This window comes from Comamonas sp. B21-038 (assembly GCF_022387135.1).
Taxonomy (GTDB): Bacteria; Pseudomonadota; Gammaproteobacteria; order Burkholderiales; family Burkholderiaceae_C; genus Comamonas; species Comamonas sediminis.
In genome coordinates, this window is sequence record NZ_CP092462.1 from 3942640 (window position 1) to 3962190 (window position 19551).

The 19551-nt window shown below is 65.4% G+C and carries 18 protein-coding genes; 10 read left to right on the forward strand and 8 right to left on the reverse strand.

Features of this window, described 5'->3' with window-relative positions; genetic code table 11:
• Nucleotides 1–89: 89 nt before the first annotated feature.
• From MJ205_RS18045 to hmgA, 4 genes are all read right to left on the reverse strand, one after another.
• Complete coding sequence (locus tag MJ205_RS18045; RefSeq protein ID WP_239809719.1) at nucleotides 90–791, reverse strand: haloacid dehalogenase type II; 702 nt, start codon at nucleotides 789–791, stop codon at nucleotides 90–92.
• 208 nt (nucleotides 792–999) lie between these two features.
• On the reverse strand, nucleotides 1000–1971 hold the full coding sequence (locus MJ205_RS18050; RefSeq protein WP_239809720.1) for a Bug family tripartite tricarboxylate transporter substrate binding protein: 972 nt from the start codon (nucleotides 1969–1971) through the stop codon (nucleotides 1000–1002).
• 106 nt (nucleotides 1972–2077) lie between these two features.
• The gene (gene fahA / locus MJ205_RS18055) at nucleotides 2078–3397 is read right to left on the reverse strand and encodes a fumarylacetoacetase (RefSeq protein ID WP_239809721.1); all 1320 of its coding nucleotides are present in this window, start codon (nucleotides 3395–3397) and stop codon (nucleotides 2078–2080) included.
• A 102-nt stretch (nucleotides 3398–3499) separates the two neighbouring features.
• Entirely contained in the window at nucleotides 3500–4810 is a 1311-nt protein-coding gene (hmgA, locus tag MJ205_RS18060; RefSeq protein ID WP_239809722.1) for a homogentisate 1,2-dioxygenase, read from the reverse strand.
• Nucleotides 4811–5023: 213 nt separating this feature from the next.
• Here hmgA and MJ205_RS18065 point away from each other — a divergent pair, with 213 nt between their 5' ends.
• On the forward strand, nucleotides 5024–5470 hold the full coding sequence (locus MJ205_RS18065; protein ID WP_239809723.1) for a MarR family winged helix-turn-helix transcriptional regulator: 447 nt from the start codon (nucleotides 5024–5026) through the stop codon (nucleotides 5468–5470).
• Nucleotides 5471–5550: 80 nt separating this feature from the next.
• Here the strand turns inward: MJ205_RS18065 and MJ205_RS18070 are convergent, their stop codons facing one another.
• Nucleotides 5551–6600 carry a fumarylacetoacetate hydrolase family protein gene (locus MJ205_RS18070; protein WP_239809724.1) on the reverse strand — a complete coding sequence of 350 codons (1050 nt, stop codon included), beginning with the start codon at nucleotides 6598–6600 and terminating at the stop codon, nucleotides 5551–5553.
• A 158-nt stretch (nucleotides 6601–6758) separates the two neighbouring features.
• On the opposite strand from MJ205_RS18070, the gene MJ205_RS18075 reads away from it, so the two are divergent.
• From MJ205_RS18075 to MJ205_RS18095, 5 genes are all read left to right on the forward strand, one after another.
• On the forward strand, nucleotides 6759–7559 hold the full coding sequence (locus MJ205_RS18075) for an IclR family transcriptional regulator (RefSeq protein WP_239809725.1): 801 nt from the start codon (nucleotides 6759–6761) through the stop codon (nucleotides 7557–7559).
• 48 nt (nucleotides 7560–7607) lie between these two features.
• On the forward strand, nucleotides 7608–8909 hold the full coding sequence (locus MJ205_RS18080; protein WP_239809726.1) for a DUF3108 domain-containing protein: 1302 nt from the start codon (nucleotides 7608–7610) through the stop codon (nucleotides 8907–8909).
• A gap of 181 nt (nucleotides 8910–9090) precedes the next feature.
• Entirely contained in the window at nucleotides 9091–9396 is a 306-nt protein-coding gene (locus tag MJ205_RS18085) for a BTH_I0359 family protein (protein WP_239809727.1), read from the forward strand.
• 126 nt (nucleotides 9397–9522) lie between these two features.
• Nucleotides 9523–9945, forward strand: coding sequence for a MerR family transcriptional regulator (locus tag MJ205_RS18090; RefSeq protein WP_239809728.1), 423 nt, complete (start codon nucleotides 9523–9525; stop codon nucleotides 9943–9945).
• Complete coding sequence (locus tag MJ205_RS18095; RefSeq protein ID WP_239809729.1) at nucleotides 9938–10327, forward strand: carboxymuconolactone decarboxylase family protein; 390 nt, start codon at nucleotides 9938–9940, stop codon at nucleotides 10325–10327. The genes MJ205_RS18090 and MJ205_RS18095 overlap by 8 nt, the downstream gene beginning before the upstream one ends.
• Here MJ205_RS18095 and MJ205_RS18100 read toward each other — a convergent pair whose 3' ends face one another.
• On the reverse strand, nucleotides 10328–11101 hold the full coding sequence (locus tag MJ205_RS18100; protein WP_239809730.1) for an AraC family transcriptional regulator: 774 nt from the start codon (nucleotides 11099–11101) through the stop codon (nucleotides 10328–10330).
• A 105-nt stretch (nucleotides 11102–11206) separates the two neighbouring features.
• On the opposite strand from MJ205_RS18100, the gene MJ205_RS18105 reads away from it, so the two are divergent.
• The gene (locus tag MJ205_RS18105; RefSeq protein ID WP_239809731.1) at nucleotides 11207–12412 is read left to right on the forward strand and encodes an MFS transporter; all 1206 of its coding nucleotides are present in this window, start codon (nucleotides 11207–11209) and stop codon (nucleotides 12410–12412) included.
• A 101-nt stretch (nucleotides 12413–12513) separates the two neighbouring features.
• Here MJ205_RS18105 and MJ205_RS18110 read toward each other — a convergent pair whose 3' ends face one another.
• Nucleotides 12514–14979 (reverse strand): adenosylcobalamin-dependent ribonucleoside-diphosphate reductase, encoded by a 2466-nt coding sequence (locus MJ205_RS18110; protein ID WP_239809732.1) that lies wholly within the window; start codon nucleotides 14977–14979, stop codon nucleotides 12514–12516.
• Between the two features lie 542 nt (nucleotides 14980–15521).
• Between MJ205_RS18110 and purU the strand changes: the two genes are divergently transcribed.
• The 3 genes from purU (at nucleotide 15522) to MJ205_RS18125 (ending at nucleotide 18489) form a co-directional block, all read left to right on the forward strand.
• The gene (gene purU / locus MJ205_RS18115; RefSeq protein ID WP_230770836.1) at nucleotides 15522–16367 is read left to right on the forward strand and encodes a formyltetrahydrofolate deformylase; all 846 of its coding nucleotides are present in this window, start codon (nucleotides 15522–15524) and stop codon (nucleotides 16365–16367) included.
• Nucleotides 16368–16442: 75 nt separating this feature from the next.
• A complete protein-coding gene (locus tag MJ205_RS18120; protein ID WP_239809733.1) occupies nucleotides 16443–17948 on the forward strand; it encodes an FAD-linked oxidase C-terminal domain-containing protein in 1506 nt (501 codons plus the stop codon).
• Between the two features lie 124 nt (nucleotides 17949–18072).
• Complete coding sequence (locus tag MJ205_RS18125) at nucleotides 18073–18489, forward strand: carboxypeptidase regulatory-like domain-containing protein (RefSeq protein WP_230770833.1); 417 nt, start codon at nucleotides 18073–18075, stop codon at nucleotides 18487–18489.
• Here the strand turns inward: MJ205_RS18125 and MJ205_RS18130 are convergent, their stop codons facing one another.
• Nucleotides 18490–19464 (reverse strand): DUF6882 domain-containing protein, encoded by a 975-nt coding sequence (locus tag MJ205_RS18130; RefSeq protein ID WP_239809734.1) that lies wholly within the window; start codon nucleotides 19462–19464, stop codon nucleotides 18490–18492.
• Nucleotides 19465–19551: the final 87 nt, after the last annotated feature.

A 19551-nucleotide genomic window follows, 5' to 3' on the forward strand; every position in this document is an offset into this window, starting at 1 on the left:
TGTATGGCAAGCCTGCGCAACGAAGGATCAGGCCCTATATCGGCGCCTCAGCACGACTAACGGACCCAACCCCAAAACAGCACAAGACCTCAACACCCCAACTGATCCGCCAGATCTAACAAATCACGACAGTGATAGGTGTTGTCGGGTTGGGGGGTCACATCTTTGGGTTGGTTGGCCCCATATTCATGGGGCCTTTGGACATAAGCCGTCTGCAACCCACACCGGCGCGCCGCCGCCAAATCACTGTGGTGCGCAGCGACCAGCATGACCGAAGCAGGCTCCACCCCAAAAACATCCGCCACGCCGAGGTACGCCCGGGGATCCGGCTTGTAAGCCTGAAAAACCTCCGCCGACAAAACACAATCCCACGGCAGCCCCGCGTTCTTGGCCATGTGGGTCAGCAAGGCAATATTGCCGTTGGACAGCGGCGTGATGACAAAACGGCTTTTGAGCCGCTGCAGGCCGGCGACGGCATCGGGCCAGGGCGCCAATCGGTGCCACACCCGGTTGAGCGCGGCGCGCTCGGCCTCGGGCATGCCGTCCAGCCCAAACTGCGGCAGGATGCCGTCGAGAATGCGGCGGTGCAACGCATCCATGCGCGTCCAGCCCAGCTGGCCCTGGCGCACCAGGTCCATCGCCGGCTGGTAGCCCTTGCGCCAGGCCAGCGCAAAGGCGTCGCCATCCACCTGCGGATGGCGCTCGGCCATCTCGCGCTGGATGCTGCCGTGCCAGTCGACGACCGTGCCAAAGACGTCAAACGCCAGAATCTGGGGGAGCGCTACGGCCATGGGAGGGGTTCCATCGAAGTAAAACACGGCCCAGCATGCGCCAGTGCGGGCCGCCGCCCTATCGCGCAGGCGTCAGCCCCAGGGCCGAAAGCGCGTGGGCACAAAAAAAGCGCGATGTCTAGGACATCGCGCTTGGTGACTTAACTTTTTTAACCCGAATGGTTAACCAACTGGCGCTTCGATTTTAACGCAATTCCACAATTTTTAACTAATCTAATTGAATATTGTTGGTTTTTATCACTGGGCCCAGCTTATTACGCTCTGTGACGAGGAATTTATCCATCTCGCTGCGGCTCGTCGGTGTCACTTCCAGCCCCATGTCTTCGAGGCGCTTGACCACGGCCGGGTCCTTCAACGTGGCCTGCAACTGCTCGCTCAAGCGGGTGACACGGTCTTGCGGCGTGGCCTTGGGGACCACCAGGCCCTGCCAGGCATAGGCTTCAAAGCCCTTCAGGCCCTGCTCATCGAGGGTGGGCACGTCCGGAAACACCTTGGAGCGCTGCGGTGTCGCAATGCCGATGGGGCGCAGCTTGCCGGCCTGGATGTTCTGAAAGCCCGCCACCGAGTCGACAAACATGAAGGGCACCTGGCCGCCCAGCACATCCTGCACCGCAGGCGCTGCGCCCTTGTAGGGCACATGCACCAGGCTCAGTTTGGCCTGTTCCTTGAAAATCTCGGTCGCCAGGTGGTGGGGGGAGCCCGCGCCCGGCGTGGCATAGCTGACGCCGCCCTGCTGGGCCTTGGCCCAGGCGCTGAACTCTGCCAGGTTCTTGACCGGCAGCTTGGGGTTGACGACGAGGATCAGCGGAAAGCGTACCAGCATGCCGACCGGCGCAAAGTCCTTCTCGGCGCTGTAGCTGAGCTTTTGGTACAGAAAAGCGTTGGCCGCCAGGGTACCGGTGTCGCCCGTCAGAAGGGTGTAGCCATCGGGTTTGGCGCGCGCCGCGTAGTCGGCACCGATATTGGTGGCCGCGCCGGGCTTGTTGAGGATGATGATGGACTGGCCCAGGGCCTTGGCCATCGGCTCGGCCACGACGCGGGCGACCACATCGGAGCCGCCGCCGGCCGCATAGGGCACGACCCATTCAATGGGACGCTCGGGGTAGGCAGCCTGGCTCAGCGCCGGCAAGGCCAGCGCAGCGGCAGCCAGCAGCTGGCGCAGGGAAAAAGGGGTGGGCATGGTGTTGTCTCCTGTTGGTAATCGTTGTTGCCTCTGTGGCGCCGGGCTACGGGTGCCGGGCCGGGGCCTGGTGGCATTGTCCACCTGTCCCCAGCCTCTCACCTGTTTACAGCGTGCGCGCCGGCAGCATCTGGCCTTCGCAGATGCCAAAGCCGATGCGGGCAGCGCCGGGCCGCTCGCACCAGCCGCGCAGCACCACGGCGTCGCCATCTTCCAGCCAGGTGCGGGTCTCGCCGTTGGGCAGGGTCAGCGGCTGCTTGCCGCCAACGGTCAGCTCGATCAGCGCGGCCGCCTGGTCCAGGCTCGGGCCCGACAGGGTGCCGGTGCCCAGCAGGTCGCCGGGCTGCAGGTTGCAGCCGTTGACGGTGTGGTGGGCCACCAGTTGCGCCACCGTCCAGTAGGCGTGGCGGTAGTTGGACTGGGTGATCTGCACGGCCTTTTCACCGGCGGCGCGCATCTTGGAGGTCTGCAGGTCCACGGCCAGCGCGATGTCGAAGGCGCCGGCCTCGCGGTTGTGCGCACTGTCCATATAGGGCAGCGGCTGCGGATCGCCTTCGGGGCGGGCAAAGGCCACCCGGTAGGGCGCCAGCGCCTCCAGGGTCACCACCCAGGGGGAGAGGGTCGAGGCAAAGTTCTTCGACAAAAACGGGCCCAGCGGCTGGTATTCCCAGGGCTGGATGTCGCGCGCCGACCAGTCATTGAGCAGGCACAGGCCAAACACATGGTCCTCGGCTTCGCTGATGCTGACGGGCTCGCCCAGCGCATTGGACGGGCCTACGAAGATGCCCATTTCCAGCTCGATGTCCATGCGGGCGCTGGCCTTGACCGTCGGCACCGCTGCATCGGGCGCCTTGGTCTGGCCCACCGGGCGCTTGAACGAGGTGCCCGAGACCACGATGCTCGACGAGCGGCCGTGGTAGCCGATGGGGACCCATTGGTAGTTGGGCAGCAGGGGGTTGTCCGGGCGGAACTGCTTGCCGATATTGGTGGCGTGGTGGATGGAGGTGTAGAAGTCGGTGTAGTCGCCGATCCGCGCGGGCAGCTGGTAGGCCGCCTGTGCCTGCGGCACCAGGAAGCCCTGCCACTGCGCCTGCTCGGCCGCGCCCACGCGCAGGCCGCGCGACAGCGCCAGGCGCAACGCGCTCCAGGCCTGAGGGCCCAGCGCCATCAAGGCGTTCAGCGATTCCTGCGCGCCCGCCTCGGCGGCGCGCTGCGCATCGCCGCTCAGGCTGCCGCTGGCGGCCAGCGCCTGCAGGTCGACAATCTGGTCGCCAATGGCGACGCCGCCGCGCCAGGCTTCCTGGCTGCCTTGGCGGCGGAAGCTGGCAAACGGCAGGTTCTGCAGCGGAAAATCACTGCCAGCGGCCTGGGCAGTGCTGACCCAGCTTTGCAGTGCGGGGTCGTGGGTTTCGTTGAGTCGGGTCATGCGTGGGTGTCTCCTGTGGGGTGGCAGCGGGCGAACATGCGGTTTGCGCCCGCTGCGGATCGGTTTCGGTGGCCTTGGCGGCGGTGGAACGTGCCGAGGTTCTCAGACCTTGCCTTGCGGTTTGAAATGCTTTTGCAGCCCTTGCCAGCAGCGGTAGTACTCATGCTGGAGCTGCACCGTCTCCAGCGCATAGGCGGTGGGCTGGATGACAGCCGGGGTCTCGAACATGAAAGCCATCGTGTTGTCGATATAGTGCGGCTGGTGCGTGTCGGCCTTGCTGGCCTTGTCGAAGGTCTCGGCATCGGGGCCGTGGCCGCTCATGCAGTTGTGCAGCGACGCGCCGCCGGGCACAAAGCCCTCGGCCTTGGCGTCGTAGGCGCCCTCGATCAGGCCCATGAACTCGCTGGCGAAATTGCGGTGGAACCAGGGCGGACGGAAGGTGTCCTGCGCCACCAGCACGCGCGGCGGGAAGATGACAAAGTCCAGCGCATCCACGCCCGGCAGCGCGGTAGGCGACTGCAGCACCAGAAAGATCGACGGATCGGGGTGGTCGTAGCTGATCGAGCCGATCGTGTTGAATCGGCGCAGATCGTATTTGTAGGGCGCATAGTTGCCATGCCAGGCCACCACATCGAGCGGCGAATGGCCGATGCGCGCCGACCAGAAGTGGCCGCGCAGCTTGGCCACCAGCTCGAAATCACCTTCCTTGTCCTCATAGGCGGCCACCGGCGTCTGGAAATCACGCGGGTTGGCCAGGCCGTTGGAGCCGATCACGCCCAGGTCGGGCAGCTTGAGCAGCTCGCCGTAGTTTTCGCAGACATAGCCGCGCGCTGTGCCGTCAAGCAGCTGCACCGCAAAGCGCACGCCCCGGGGGACCACGCAGATCTCCTGCGGCTCCACCTCCAGGGTGCCCAGCTCGGTGGCAATCTGCAGGCGCCCTTGCTGGGGCACGATCAGCAGCTCGCCATCGGCGTTGTAGAAGTAGCGGCCTTCCATGCTGCGGTTGGCCGCATACAGGTGGATGCCGCAGGCGGCATTGCCGGCCATGCTGACGATGCCCTGCAGAAAATCGCAGGGCGCATCGGGCGGCGGCAGCGGGTCCCACCGTAGCTGGTTGGGGGGCGTGGGCACCTCGTCAAAGCCGCCGGTGGCATGGCTTTTCCAGCGCGGCAGGTCCAGCGGCGCAAAGGGCTCGTGCATGGCGCCGGGCCGGATGCGGTAGAGCCAGCTGCGGCGGTTGCTGTGGCGCGGCGCGGTGAACGCCGTGCCCGACAGCTGCTCGGCATACAGGCCCAGCGGCGCCACCTGCGGCGAGTTGCGCCCTACCGGCAACGCGCCCGGCTCGGCCTCGGTCGCCCATTCATTGGCAAAACCTGTCATATAGTGCCGGGGCTCGGCATTCACACTGCGCATGCGTATCTCCTGTCAGTCATTGTTGGGTTGAGGGCGATCCCGGTGCAGACCTTGCCGGCGGCGCGCTGGGACCGCGCGAATCCTCGGGGGCGAATTCCTAGGGAAAACACCAGACACGGGCGCAAGCTGGGCGCTTCCGCAAAGCGGGGCTCCGTGACATAGTCGCGGTAGCTGTTTTCCCAGCCAGCACCCATAGCCAACCAAGGAGACGCGTTGAACACGCCGCTGGACCGTACCTATACCCACCGCCTGCATGCGCTGGCCAAGATCACCGACCGCACCACCCAGATGGTGTACGAGGAGGAGGTGGGCATTCCTATCAGCGAGGCCCGCTGCCTGGCAGCGATTGGCGCGTTCCACCCCTTGTCGGTCAATGACCTGGCGATGCGCGCCAACCTGAACAAGGCCCAGGCCAGCCGCTCCACCCAGGCGCTGGTCGAGCAGGGCCTGGTGCTCAAGCAGGCCAGCGAAGTCGATGGGCGCGGTGTGGTGCTCAGCCTCACGCCCAAGGGCTGTGAATACTGGGACAAGGTGATGGTGGTCATTGCCCGCCGTAACGAAGAGATCCTGTCGGCCTTGACCGTTGACGAGCGTGAGCAGCTCAGCGTGCTGCTGGACCGCCTGCTGCAGCACGCGCGCCAGACCAGCCTGCCCGAATAAGGCCGTCGCCCTGCCTGCATGGCTGCATGCAAGGCGCGGCAGCGGCTTGCGCCGCCGCTGGCAGACATGCAGCCTGGCGATCATGCAGCGGCCTCCGGCGCCGCCTCGGCATCTGCCTGCACCTGGTAGAGCGACGCCACATTCTGGTCGATCGCACCAAACAGGCTGTTGCCGTCCTTGCCCTTCATCTCGATACGCACCGTGTCGCCAAACTGCATGAAGCCGGTCTGGCTCTTGCTTTTTTGCAGCGCTTCCATGCTGCGCTTTTCAGCGATGCAGCCATAGCCCTTGGGCCAGTCCATGCGGCCATGCTTTTCGGCGCCGCTGTTGCTGACGGTGCCGCTGCCCAGCACGGTGCCGGCGCGCAGGTGGCGCGTCTTGGCGGCATGGGCGATCAGCTGGCCAAAGTGAAAGCCCATTTCCGGGCCTGCATCGCACATGCCGACCTTGCGGCCGTTCCAGCTGGTCTGCAAGGCCAGATGGACCTTGCCGCCCCGCCAGGCATCGCCCAGTTCATCGGGCGTAATCGCCACCGGGCTGAAAGCGGTCACCGGCTTGCTCTGCACCAGGCCGGCGCCCTTGTCCCGCTCGGCCGCTTCCAGCTGGCGCAGGCTGACCGGGTTGGCCAGCATCAGCAGGCGCACGCTGTCGAGTGCATCTTCCGGGTTGGTGTCCTGTTTCACATCGCCGGTGATGACGGCCAGCTCGGCCGAGAAATCGATGCCCATGGCCTCGCTCGCCACCACGATGTCATCGTTGGGGCCGATGAAGGCGTCGCTGGCGCCTTGGAACACCAAGGGATCGGTCTTCAGCGCAGCGGGCAACTCCTCGCCCGGTGCCAGGCGCAGCAAGGCCACATGGCTCAGATAGGCGGCCCCGCTCAACCACTGGTAGGCGCGTGGCAGCGGTGCCATGCACTGGGCGGGGTTGAAGTCAAAACTGTGGCGCGCACGGTCGGCATTGAGCGCGTCATACAGATCCTGCAGCTGGGGCGCATAGAAATCCCAGTCATCGAGCGCTTGTTGCAGGCGATGGGCAATGCCGGAGGCGTAATGGGCCGTGCGCAGATCGCGCGAGACGACGACCAACTGGCCGTCCCGCGATCCGTCTTTATAGCTTGCAAGCTTCATACCGGTTTCTCACAGTCAAACATGCCTCTATCGTGCCAGATTGGTTCCGCGCTAGGTGCTTGCCATGCTGCCTGCACGCGCCGCCGCCGCCGCGATGCCGCGCCAAATTACGATTAGTAAAACGCATTCCTTTATTTAGAATACCTTAAACTAGCGCCATGGACAAGGATCGTGCAGGCATTCAGTCGGTCGAGGTGGGGTTTGCGCTGTTGCAGGCGCTGGTGGATGCCCGTGGCCCGCTGGCGCTCAAAGACCTGGCGCATGCCGCTGCAATGCCGGCAGCCAAGGCCCACCGCTACCTGGTCAGCTACCAGCGCAGCGGTCTGGTCAAGCAGGATGCGGCGACCTCCCGTTATGACCTGGGCCCGATGGCTTTGCAGCTGGGGCTGGCGGCACTGCGCCGCAGCGACGCGGTGCGGCTGGCGCGCGAGCGCATGCCCGATTGGCTTGACGGCCTGGGCCATACCGTGGCGCTGGCGGTCTGGGGCAACCATGGCGCCACGATCGTGCACTGGGAGGAGCCGCCCCATGGCACCACCGGCCATCTGCGGCTGGGCGATGTGATGCCCCTGCTCTCGTCAGCGACCGGGCGCTGCTTTGGCGCCTGGCTGCCTGCCGCCCGCACCGAACCTGCGCTGGAGCGTGAACTGGCGCAGGCCCGCCTGGCCGGGCGCGGCGACCTGCCGCAGACCGCTGCCGATGCGCACCAGCTGTTTGCCCAGGTGCGCAGCCAGGGCATCGCCTCCGTGGTCGATACGCTGCTGCCCAGCGTTGCTGCGCTGTGCGCCCCCGTCTTCGATGCGCGCGGCCGATTGGTGCTGGGCATCACCAGCCTGGGCACGCAAGCCACCTTTGACCCTGCCCCCCAAGGTGCGATGGCCCAGGGCCTGCAGGCCATCGCTGCCCAGCTCTCGCATGAACTGGGCTACAACGCCGCAGAACGGGGCAGCCAGACCTAATCCAGCTGCGCTGTGGGCCTGCGCAGCTGGTACTACACTGAGCGTCTCATGCGCCAACGCCCCCTGATCCTGCTGACCTTTGCCGTGCTGGCCGCCCATGGGCTGCTGCTGGCCTGGCCCGGGATGGAGGAGGCACTGAGAAAGGCACGCATCACCGGCAGCACGCCCAACGAGCTGCGCTTTGAGGTGCGGCAGATAAGCCCACCGCCTCCCGTTGCCACGCTGCCCGCGCCCGCGCCGGCGCCCGCCTCCCGGCCCCGCGTTGCCCCAACGGCCCCTGTGGCCCCCCGCCCCCAGCTCCAGAAAGCGCCGCCGCAGCAGGCGCCCACCAGCCGCGCCAGCGTCGGGCCCAAAACCCCGGAAAGCGCTGCCGACCAGCTGGCAGCCGCCAGCGCCGAAACGGCGCCTCCCGTTAACGCAGAGGCACCGCCCGCCGCCCCCTCGGCGCTGGACCAGTTGCTCGCATCTTCAGAGCCTAGCGCGGCGCCCACCTCCGACAGCCTCCCCGGCTCCGCCGCCGAGCGTCCATCGTCCGATGCCGTGACAGGCCAAGACGCATCCAGCCCTGCCCCCGACCCGGTCCCCTCCCCGCCCGGCGCGGATGCCCCCAACGCCGCTGCACCTGCCGTGGCCGAACCCGCACCCGCCCCAGGCATTGGCAGCCCTGGCTATGCCGGCCCCATGCCGGCGATCAAGCTGCCGCCTTCTGCGCGGCTGCAGTTCCAGGCCAAGGGCTCGGCCAAGGGCTTCCAGTACTCGGCCAAGGCGCAACTGCTCTTCAAGACTGATGGCCAGCGTTACCAGGCCGAGCAGGAGGTGTCGGCCTTCCTGATGGGCAGCCGCAGCCAGACCAGCAGCGGCCAGATCACCCCCCATGGCCTTGCGCCCCAGCGTTTTGTCGACAAGGCGCGCAAGGAGCGCAGCGCCGATCTCGACGCCGCCGCTGGCCGTGTCCGCTACAGCGATGGCGATGACCCCCAGGCAGTCAGCGCGGGTGTGCAGGACCGGCTGTCGATCTTCCTGCAGCTGTCGAGCATGGTGGCGGCCAACCCCGAGCGCTATGCGCCGGGCAGCACGGTCGCGATCAATGTCACCAGCGCACGCAGCACGGAGGTCTGGACCTTTGTCGTCGATGGCCCCGAGACCCTGGATTTGCCCGCGGGTGCCACCCCGGCCTTGCGCCTGACACGCCAGCCGCGCAAAGGCCAGGACCAAAGCGCCCACCTGTGGCTGGCCCCTTCGCTGCAGTACCTGCCGGTGCGGATCCGGCTGTCACAGTCCAATGGCGATTTCGCCGATCTGCAGCTGCAGGCAGCCACGGTGGATGGCCAGCCGGCCACCCCGCCCTGAGCACGCCCTCCCCGGCCCTGTACGACAAAGCCTTTGCCATACGTCCCTGATTTGCGACGTTTGGCTGTAAAAACACCGCCAATGGCCGGGAATGCCACCAAAACCTGCTACAACGGGGTTGTGGACGCAGGCTTGCAAATCGGCAAACTGCCACCACCTGCACTTCACAAGGAGGAACATCATGCAAATGATTTACGACTCGGACTCATTTGTGGTGTTGCACCTGACGCCAGAACTGCCCCTGTCCGATGACGGTGCATCCGTCACCAACCCCACCGTGACCGAGCCGCTGCGCCATCTGCAGCGCCAGGGTTTTGAGATTGTGGACAAGCGCAGCGGCAAGGAGCTGTACCTGGATGGTGCCTGGGCAGAGATGTTCCACCAGCAAATCCAGGCCTGGCAAGCCAATGCACCGACGGAAGAAGAAGTCGAGGCCACGCTGGACCGCTATACCGGCCTGGCACAACAACCGGTGATCGTGCATTAAACGCTGCACCTCTCCCCCAACCCATCCCAGCTGTTTGCGTGCCCTCCAGGCGCAAACAGCTTTTTTTCGCCCAAAAGCGGCATTAACGCTTGACTTGGAGTGCGCTCTAACTTTGACAATGCCTGCATGGAACCACCCCTCAGCATTCAAGAAGCAGCGCAACGCACCGGGCTGAGCGCCCATACCTTGCGCTATTACGAACGCATTGGCCTGATAGGTGCGGTGACGCGCGCAGCCGGCGGCCAACGCCGCTATGCCGCAGCCGACCTGGCCTGGCTCGCCTTTCTGACCCGCCTGCGCACCACCCGCATGCCCATCCAGAAGATGCGCCTGTTTGCCCAGCTGCGCAGCAGCGGCGATGCCACCGTGCCAGCCCGCCGCCAGATGCTGCAAACGCACCTGGCCGAGGTGCAGGCCGACATCAGCGCCATGCAGCAAGCCGCCCAGGCGCTGCAAGACAAGATTGCCCACTACCAGGCGCTGGAAAACGCGGCCTCTGCGCCGCCCCGCAAAAACGCCACGCCCAAGAAGGAGCCGAACCATGGCTGACACCACCCGCTACCAACGTGGCCTGGACAAGCTGCGCGAGATCGATGGCCACGCCGGCGAACAGGTGGTGGCCAGCCTGGCCGCCATCGCGCCTGAATTTGCGGATTACCTGATCGAATTCCCCTTTGGCGACATCTACAGCCGCCCCGGGCTGGACCTCAAAAGCCGCGAGATTGCGACGGTGGCCGCCCTCACCGCGATGGGCCATGCGGCGCCGCAGCTGAAGGTACATATCCAGGCGGCACTGAATGTGGGCTGCAGCCAGCAGGAAGTGGTCGAGACCATCATGCAGATGGCTGTCTATGCCGGGTTTCCGGCTGCGCTCAATGGGCTGTTCGTAGCCAAAGAGGTGTTTGCGCATCGCCCGCCATCTGGCGCCTGATCAGCGGAAGAACCCCGACGGCGTCTGGCCGAACTGGCGCTTGAACATCGTGGCAAAGGCGCCCGGGCTGTCATAGCCCAAGGCCAGCGCCACATCGATCACCTTCTGGCCCTGGGCCAGCCGCTCCAGCGCGAGCAACAGCCGGGCCTGCTGGCGCCAGCGCGCAAAGCCCATGCCGGTATCGCGCAGAAAAAGGCGCTGCAAGGTCTTCGGATCCACCTCGAAATACCGTGCCCAGTCGGCCAAGGTGGCCTGGTCTTCGGGCTTGCGCTGGATATGCCCGCAAATGCGCTGCAGGCGCGGGTCGGCAGGGCTGGGCAGGTGCATCGGCAGCACCGGCAGCGCCCGCAGCTCATCGAGCAGCAGACGCATCAGCCGGCCATCGCGTGAATCGGACGCGTAGGGGATGTCGATCTGCATCGCCGCGCGGATCAGCTCGCGCAGCAGCGGCGAGATGCCCACCACCTGCGCCTGTTCAGCCAGTCCAGGCGCGGCATGGGGACGCACGAACAGACTGCGCATGCGCACCTCGCCGATATGGCGCACCTGGTGCTCGGTGCCCGCCGGCATCCAGATGCCCCGTGTGGGCGGCACGATCCACTGGCCCCCGTCGGAGGCGACCAGCATGACGCCGTGCACGGCATAGATCAGTTGGTGGTGGAAAGGGTGGCGGTGCGTGCCGGTGCTGCTGCCCGGCGCATAGTCGGTGGCATGGCAGGCAATGGGCACAGGGCTGCGCTCCATCTCCTCCAGGGTCTGGAAGTAGTAAGGCATCAAATGTCCGTTTCGCGGAGACTTTATCCCAAAATACGCAAGACAGGCAAATGGTACGGCCCTAGCATGGCTGCTTTCCGTTGAACCGCACAGGCCCATGCCGCCATGAACTCCACCCTCGCCGCCCGTCCCGCGCAGCGCCCTGCTGCAACGCCCCGCACCGCCTTTGGCGTGCTGGGCGCCATCAGCACCGCCCACATGGTCAACGACATGATGCAGTCGCTGATCCTGGCGCTCTACCCCATCCTGCAGGGCAACTTCCAGCTCAGCTTCAGCCAGATCGGCTTCATCACCCTGGTCTACCAGGTCACCGCCTCGCTGCTGCAGCCGCTGGTGGGCCTCTACACCGACAAGCGCAGCACGCCCTATTCGCTGCCGCTGGGCATGTGCTTTACCTTGGGCGGCCTGCTGCTGCTGGCCTTTGCGCCCAACTACAGCACGGTGCTGGTCGCCGCTGCCCTGGTGGGCACCGGCTCGTCGATCTTCCACCCCGAATCCTCGCGCGTGGCCCGCATGGCCTCGGGCGGCAAGCATGGCATGGCGCAGTCGCTGTTCCAGGTGGGTGGCAACACCGGCACGGCGCTGGGCCCGCTGCTGGCCGCTGCGGTGATCGTGCCCTTTGGCCAGCAAAGCATTGCCTGGTTTGGCCTGGCGGCGCTTGGCGGCATTGCGCTGCTGACCTGGGTGAGCCGCTGGTATGCCGTGCAGCACCATGCGGCCAAGGGCATGCGCACCCCGGTTGCCAATGGCCTGCCGCGCTCGCAGGTGCTGGGCGCGATCGCCGTGCTGCTGGTGCTGATCTTCTCCAAATACTTCTACATTGCCAGCCTGTCGAGCTACTACACCTTCTACCTGATGGAGCACTTTGGCGTGGGCGTGCAAAACGCGCAGCTGCTGCTGTTTGTCTTCCTGCTGGCCTCGGCGGTGGGCACCGTGGTGGGCGGGCCGATAGGCGACCGCATTGGCCGCAAGCCTGTCATCTGGGCCTCGATCCTGGGTGTGGCGCCGTTCGCACTGGTCCTCCCCCATGCCAACCTGGCCTGGACGGTGGTGCTCACCATCATCATCGGCCTGGTGCTGTCTTCCGCGTTCTCGGCCATCCTGGTCTACGCGCAGGAGCTGATTCCCGGCAAGATCGGCATGGTCTCGGGCCTGTTCTTTGGCCTGGCCTTCGGCATGGGCGGCCTGGGCGCGGCGGTGCTGGGCATGATCGCTGACCGCAGCGGCATCGAGTATGTCTACGCCATGGCCGCCTACCTGCCACTGCTGGGCATGGTGGCCATCCTGCTGCCCAAGGTGCCCAAACGCTGATGCCGGTCTGAGAGGCCCTGAAAAACACCAACGCCCGGTCTTGCGACACGGGCGTCTGTTTTTCTCAGCGGCTGAAGGCCGGGTTCAGCGCCAGCGCGGCATTAGCCGCAGGCTCCCACGGCGCCGCAGGCGGTGCAGTACTCGCAGCCATCCTTGCGGATCACCGCATGGGCGCCGCATTCATGGCACTTTTTGCCGGCCATGGTCTGCAGGCCCTGGCTCACCACCGGTGCGGCCACTGCAGGGGTCAGGGTGGGGCTGCTGATGCCCGGCAGGTTCTGCTGGCGGCGGCGCTCGAGGATCTGCTGCACCGCATAGGCGATGGCGGCCACTTCCGAATCATGCCACATCGGCACATGGGTGCCATCGGCGCGCTGGTAGGTGCCCAGCCGCACGGGGCCCCGGTCCCAGGCGACCTTGCGCATATCGGCCAGCGCACGCTCCAGGAACCCACCGCGCGCGGCCAGCGACAGCAGGCGCATGCTGGAGGTGATCCACTGCTGCGACTCGCCGCTCTGACCCACGGGCATGAAGAACTCCACCGCGCGGTCCACCATGCTCTTGCCATCGGCGCTGGGCACCGGCAGGAAGGAGACGATGATGTAGAGGCGCTGCTGGCCTTCCTGGGTCCAGTACTCGACCTTGTCGGCCACGGCGCTGAGCTCGCCCTCGGGGCGGCGCTCGATCACCAGTTTCATCGGGTCCACCACGGCGGCTGCGGGGGCCTTGTCCGCAACGGCTGCCTCGGGCTTGGCAGCCGGTGTGGTCTCCAGCACCGCACCCAGAATGCTGTTGGGGCGGTAGGTGGCCAGGCCCTTCAGGTTGCCGCGCCAGGCCTGCAGGTAGAGGTTCTTGAAGTCCTCATAGGGGTAGTCGGCGGGGATGTTCACCGTCTTGGAGATGGCGGTGTCCACATAGGGCTGCACGGTTTCCATCATCGCCAGGTGTTCGGTGGCCGACATCTCCAGCGCCGAGACAAAATAGGCCGGCAGCTGTTCCACATCGCCGCCCAGCTCGCGGTACAGGCGCCAGCTGTGGTCCTCGACCTGGTACTGGCTCTTGCTGCCATCGGCCTCGCGCTTGTTGCGGGTGTAGGTCCAGGAGAACGCCGGCTCGATGCCGTTGGAGGCATTGTCGGCAAAGGCCAGCGAGACGGTGCCGGTAGGCGCAATCGACAGCAGGTGGCTGTTGCGGATACCGTGCTTTTTGATGTCGTCCTGGATGTCCTGGGGCAGGCGGCTGGCAAAGGTGCCCTTGGCCAGATAGCCCTTGGCATCGAACTTGGGGAAAGCGCCCTTCTCTTGGGCCAGTGCGACCGAGGCGCGGTAGGAGGCATCGCGCATGCATTCGGCGATGCGCCTGGCCATGTCGCGGCCTTCCTGGTCGGAGTAGCGCAGGGTCAGCATCGTCAAGGCATTGCCCATGCCGGTAAAGCCCACGCCGATACGGCGCTTGGCAGCCGACTCCTCGCGCTGCTGCTCCAGCGGCCAGAAGGTGGCGTCGAGCACATTGTCCAGCGCGCGCACCTGGGTGGCCACCACCTGCTCGAAGCTGTCGAAATCAAAGCTCGGCAGGCCGCCAAAGCCAAAGGGATTGCGCACGAAGCGGGTCAGGATGATGGGGCCCAGATCGCAGCAGCCATACGACGGCAGCGGTTGCTCACCGCAGGGGTTGGTGGCAGCGATGCGCTCGCAGTAGCGCAGGTTGTTGTCGTCGTTGATATGGTCGAGGAACAGGATGCCCGGCTCGGCGAAATCATAGGTCGAGGTCATGATCGTGTCCCACATCGCCCGGGCACGCACGGTCTTGTAGATCCACTTGCCGTCCTCGCGCTGCACAGCGCCTTCGGCGCGCAGCTTGGCATTGGGCTTGCCGCTGTGCACCAGCTGCCAGTCGGCATCGTCCACCACCGCCTGCATGAAGGCATCGGGCACGCCCACCGACACATTGAAGTTGTTCCAGCGGCCTGGCGTGCGCTTGGCGGTGATGAACTCCATCACATCGGGGTGGTCGATGCGCAGCACGCCCATTTGCGCGCCACGGCGTGCGCCGGCCGATTCCACGGTGGAGCAGCTCTGGTCAAACACATTGATATAGCTGCAAGGGCCCGAGGCCATCGAGGCCGTGCCCTTGACCTCGGCGCCCCGGGGGCGGATGCGCGAGAAGTCATAGCCTACGCCGCCGCCGCGCCGCATGGTCTCCGCCGCCTCGCGCAGTGCCTCGTAAATGCCGGGGTAGCCCTCGTCGTCAAAGCCCTGGATGCAGTCGCCCACCGGCTGCACAAAGCAGTTGATCAAGGTAGCCTGGATGTCGGTGCCAGCCGCTGACATGATGCGGCCTGCGCCAATCGCGCCGGCATGCAGGTTGGCGTAGAACCTGGCTTCCCATTCGGCCTGCAGCTCGGGCTTTTCCACCGCAGCCAGCGCGCGTGCGACGCGGCGGTACAGGTCCTCGATACTGGACTCATCACCCTTGAAGTATTTCTCCTTGAGCACATCCAGGCTGATGGCCTGCGGTGCCTGGGCAGCCAGGGCCTGGGGAGACGGGGTGATGTGGTCGCGTTTCATCTGTTAAATCCTCAAAAAAACGGTCGTATGCAAGCAGATCGCGGCGATGGGCTGCCGCCAGGGCAGCACTGGCGCCAGACGACCCGCACCCCGGCGCCATGCAGCGGGGCATGGTGGCTCGGGCATGCCCAGGGTCAGGGCGGCAGTTTGGTGAAATCGATAGGCCAATCCAAACGCACTTCAGTTTGGAGACCATGTGCCAATCTACCCCCAATCGCCGATCCTGGAAACCACGAAACCACCCTTGTGGTGTGGCTGCATACCCGCTGGGCCCGAGTGCTGAAATGCCGCGCTGCCAATGCTTGGAGAGCGAGGAGGCGCTTATTCATCGGCGCATCGCAAACAGCACGGGTTCTGGTCGATGTCTTTGATTTGCAGCGGTTTTCCGGGGCCGCTGCACCCCTGGATGACGGCTGAATGACAGAACAATAAATTTATAATCTTGACGTTTATTTACAAAGTCGCAGCTTAATTCTACCCAGTCAAAATACCAAACCCCGACTGGGGAACTCCCTTAGCCAACACTGCGACAATGGCAGGTTATGACCAACGCTTACATCCTCACTCTCTCGTGCCCTGATCGCCGGGGGCTGGTCCACGCGGTATCCGGATTTCTGCTGGAGCACGGCAGCAATATTGAAGAAGCCGCCCAGTTCAACGATCCGGCCACTGGCCTGTTTTTCATGCGCGTGCGCTTTGCCAGCGAAGGAGACCCCAGCCAGCTGCGGGAGGATCTGGATGCTTTTGCCAAGCCTTTCGAGATGCACTGGCGCCTGCATGCGGCCGAAGAAAAGATCAAGACCGTCATCATGGTCAGCCGCCAGGGCCACTGCCTCAACGACCTGCTGTTCCGCTGGAAGGAAGGCCTGCTGCCGATCGACATCCGCGCCATCGTCAGCAACCACCGCGACTTCTACCAGCTGGCGGCCAGCTACAACATCCCCTTCCACCACATCCCGGTGACGGCGGCGACCAAGGCCCAGGCCGAGGCCAAGCAGTTCGAGATCATCGAGGCCGAAGGCGCCGAGCTGGTCGTGCTGGCGCGCTATATGCAGGTGCTGTCGAACGACCTGTGCAGCAAGCTGTCGGGCCGTGCGATCAACATCCACCACAGTTTTCTGCCGAGCTTCAAGGGTGCCAAGCCCTACTACCAGGCCCATGACCGCGGCGTGAAGCTGATCGGCGCCACCGCCCACTATGTAACGGCCGACCTCGACGAAGGCCCGATCATCGAGCAGGATGTGGCCCGCGCCTACCACACCGACACCGTGGAAGACCTGACCGCCCGTGGCCAGGACACCGAGAGCCAGGTGCTGGCCCGCGCGGTGAAGTGGCACAGCGAGCACCGCGTGCTGATGAACGGCCACAAGACCGTCATCTTCCGCTGATCCAGCCCGGGTTGCTGCCTGCAGGCGGTTGCCCCGGTGACCTCGGAAGGCTTGCCAACTTGCTACAGTGTGGGCATGAGCCAGGTTGACCTCCCCACGCCCCCACCGGCCTCGACCGAGCGCGCAGAACGCCAGCGCGACGTCGTGGCCGCCCTGCGCAAGCTGCTGCCCGACGACTGCCTGCTATGGCATGACGAGGACACCACCCCCTATGAATGCGATGGCCTGACCGCCTACCGCCAGCGCCCGCTGGTGGTGGCGCTGCCCGAGACCTATGCCCAGGTGCAGGCGGTGCTGCAGGCCTGCCATGCGCTGCAGGTGCCCGTGGTGGCGCGCGGTGCCGGTACTGGCCTGTCCGGCAGCGCGCTGCCGATTGCGCTGGGCGTGACCTTGTCGATGGCCCGCTTCAACCAGATCCTGCACATTGACCCGGCCGCCTGCACGGCCGTGGTGCAATGCGGCGTGCGCAACCTGGCCATCAGCGATGCAGCGGCGCCCTACGGCCTCTATTACGCGCCAGACCCATCGAGCCAGATCGCCTGCACCATTGGCGGCAATATTGCCGAGAATTCGGGCGGGGTGCACTGCCTCAAATACGGCTTGACGGTGCACAACGTGCTGCAGATCAAGGGCTTTACCGTGGAAGGCGAGCCCATCGAGTTTGGCAGCCAGGCGCTCGATGTGCCGGGCTACGACCTGCTGGCCGCCGTGATCGGCAGCGAAGGCATGCTGGCCGTGGCCACCGAGATCACCGTCAAGCTGGTGCCCAAACCCCAGCTGGCGCGCTGCATCATGGCCAGCTTTGACGATGTGCGCAAAGCCGGTGATGCGGTGGCAGCGGTGATTGCCGCCGGCATCATCCCGGCCGGGCTGGAGATGATGGACAAGCCGATGACCGCCGCCGTCGAGGACTTTGTACATGCCGGCTATGACCTGAGCGCCGAGGCCATCTTGCTGTGCGAGAGCGATGGCACGCCCGAAGAAGTGGCCGAGGAGATCGCCCACATGAGCCAGGTGCTGCGCGCCGCCGGCGCCACTGCGATCAGCATCAGCCAGGACGAAGAAGAGCGCCTGCGCTTCTGGAGCGGCCGCAAGAACGCCTTCCCCGCCAGCGGCCGGATGAGCCCGGACTACATGTGCATGGACTCGACCATTCCGCGCAAGCGCCTGGCCGATATCCTGCTCGCCATCCAGCAGATGGAGAAAAAGTACCAGCTGCGCTGCGCCAATGTGTTCCATGCGGGCGACGGCAATCTGCACCCGCTGATCCTGTTCGATGCCAACGACCCCGACCAGCTGCACCGCTGCGAGCTGTTTGGCGCCGACATTCTGGAGACCAGCGTCGCCATGGGCGGCACAGTGACCGGCGAGCATGGCGTGGGTGTGGAAAAGCTCAACAGCATGTGCGTGCAGTTCTCCGCCCAGGAGAATGCGCAGATGCTGGCGCTGAAAGCGGCGTTTGATCCGCAGGGAACGCTCAACCCGGGCAAGGTGATTCCGACCCTGAACCGCTGTGCCGAGTACGGCAAGATGCTGGTGCGCGCTGGCAAGCTGGCGCATCCGGATCTGCCCAGGTTCTAGGCTGGGTGGCTGGGCTTGGTGCAGACCGCGTCGGCTGCGTACTGCGATGTCCGCCGTTGGCTGACAGGCAACCCAGCGGCGCAGGCGCACAGTCAAGGCAGAGCCACTACTGCAAAGGATTGCCTTGAAAAACCCCATCACCACACTGAACGCTGCCCTGCTTTGCGCCGCCCTGCTGTCTGCCACTGCGGTGCAGGCCCAGCAACCGGCGCTGCAGAAGGCTGGCGATGTCCAGTATGTCTGCGGCGGCATTGGCATTGACGAATCGACGGCCATGCGCGCGGCGATGAAGGACTATCCGCTGTCTCTGCTGTTTGCGACCAAGACAGGCGACTACCTGGCAAAGATCCAGGTCGTGATCGAGTCGGAAAAGGGCACGGAAGTCGCGCAGTTCCAGGCCCAGGGCCCCGTGTGCCTGCTGCGTCTGGACAGCGGACGCTACACCGTCAAAGCCAGCGCCGATGGCGGCAAGGCAGTCAGCCAGAGTGTCGAGGTGGCGCCAGCTGGCACTCCAGGCAAGACGCTGGACTACCGCTTCTGATCAAACCGGCCCGAGGCTGCCGGAGATGGCGCTGATGCGGCCCAGGCTGTCCAGATCGGCGACGATGCGGTTTGCGCCGTGCTGACCGGTGATGCGTGAGCCGGTCTCCTGCACGCTGAAGCCTTTGGCCGGCAGGTAGTGCTGCAGCAGCACGCGGTGGTTCAATTCAAAATCGCTGATCAATTGCGACACCACCGTCGGCACCCGCTCCGGCTTGGGTGCAGTGCTCGGCAGGCCATGGTCAGGGTCGATCAGCGCCAGCAAGATGCCTTCGCCATAGTTGCCCAGGTAATAGCCGGCGCTGTCATCCGCACCGGCAGCGATCAGGCCGATCACATGCAGGTCTTCCTGGCGCAGCGCAGTGCGCGGCTGGGTGAACAGCTCCAGGTTCTTGGCGGCGCCAAAGCCTTGCAGCTGGCGAGCGACTTCGGTAAAGGCGGGTGCCACCTCGGCCTGGGTATGGGCCCAGATCCACAGCCAGGTCCCCGATTGGAAGGAGTAAGAGCCCAGCACCTGCATGCGAAAACGCAGGTCATCGCCAAAGGCAATCAGGCCTTGGGCGGTGTCGGCCGACCAGGGGCGGTCGCCGACCTTCTCGGCAAAATCAAGCTGGCGGTCCCAGGCCATGCCGGCATAGGCCGACAGTGCTTCGCGCAATGCGGGATCGGCAATGGCGGGGGGAACTTCCGCTTCACGGGCGGCTGCGGCCTCGAACAGATCGGCCTGGGGACTGGGCGCGGCCTCGGCAGCAGTGTGGGGTACAGCGGCGGCGGGGGCCTCGCCAGCGCTGGGGATACTGGTCACGGGTGCGGCCAGTTCCGCAGACGGGTCAAACGCCGGTTCGCGCGTGCCACGCACCGGCTCCTGCGGCGCGGCGCCTGTGGCCGCAGCGGGGTGCGGGCTCGGGGTTTCAGCGGGGGCAGCCGTTGGCGCGGAGGGGTTCAGCCAGCCAAACAGTTTTTGCCACAATCCCATGGTGTTGATTCTCCTGCGGTAGCGGCACGCCCGATGCGCCCCAAGCGTCAAAGGCCAGGATATTGGGCCTATTGACGCTCAAAATGG

Coding starts and splice junctions, on each gene's coding strand:
- MJ205_RS18085 (WP_239809727.1), top strand. CDS start 9,091: ATGCAAATGATTTACGACTCGGACTCATTTGTGGTGTTGCACCTGACG.
- hmgA (WP_239809722.1), bottom strand. CDS start 4,810: ATGCGCAGTGTGAATGCCGAGCCCCGGCACTATATGACAGGTTTTGCC.
- MJ205_RS18120 (WP_239809733.1), top strand. CDS start 16,443: ATGAGCCAGGTTGACCTCCCCACGCCCCCACCGGCCTCGACCGAGCGC.
- MJ205_RS18090 (WP_239809728.1), top strand. CDS start 9,523: ATGGAACCACCCCTCAGCATTCAAGAAGCAGCGCAACGCACCGGGCTG.
- MJ205_RS18075 (WP_239809725.1), top strand. CDS start 6,759: ATGGACAAGGATCGTGCAGGCATTCAGTCGGTCGAGGTGGGGTTTGCG.
- purU (WP_230770836.1), top strand. CDS start 15,522: ATGACCAACGCTTACATCCTCACTCTCTCGTGCCCTGATCGCCGGGGG.
- MJ205_RS18105 (WP_239809731.1), top strand. CDS start 11,207: ATGAACTCCACCCTCGCCGCCCGTCCCGCGCAGCGCCCTGCTGCAACG.
- MJ205_RS18110 (WP_239809732.1), bottom strand. CDS start 14,979: ATGAAACGCGACCACATCACCCCGTCTCCCCAGGCCCTGGCTGCCCAG.
- MJ205_RS18050 (WP_239809720.1), bottom strand. CDS start 1,971: ATGCCCACCCCTTTTTCCCTGCGCCAGCTGCTGGCTGCCGCTGCGCTG.
- fahA (WP_239809721.1), bottom strand. CDS start 3,397: ATGACCCGACTCAACGAAACCCACGACCCCGCACTGCAAAGCTGGGTC.
- MJ205_RS18130 (WP_239809734.1), bottom strand. CDS start 19,464: ATGGGATTGTGGCAAAAACTGTTTGGCTGGCTGAACCCCTCCGCGCCA.
- MJ205_RS18070 (WP_239809724.1), bottom strand. CDS start 6,600: ATGAAGCTTGCAAGCTATAAAGACGGATCGCGGGACGGCCAGTTGGTC.
- MJ205_RS18080 (WP_239809726.1), top strand. CDS start 7,608: ATGCGCCAACGCCCCCTGATCCTGCTGACCTTTGCCGTGCTGGCCGCC.
- MJ205_RS18095 (WP_239809729.1), top strand. CDS start 9,938: ATGGCTGACACCACCCGCTACCAACGTGGCCTGGACAAGCTGCGCGAG.
- MJ205_RS18045 (WP_239809719.1), bottom strand. CDS start 791: ATGGCCGTAGCGCTCCCCCAGATTCTGGCGTTTGACGTCTTTGGCACG.
- MJ205_RS18100 (WP_239809730.1), bottom strand. CDS start 11,101: ATGCCTTACTACTTCCAGACCCTGGAGGAGATGGAGCGCAGCCCTGTG.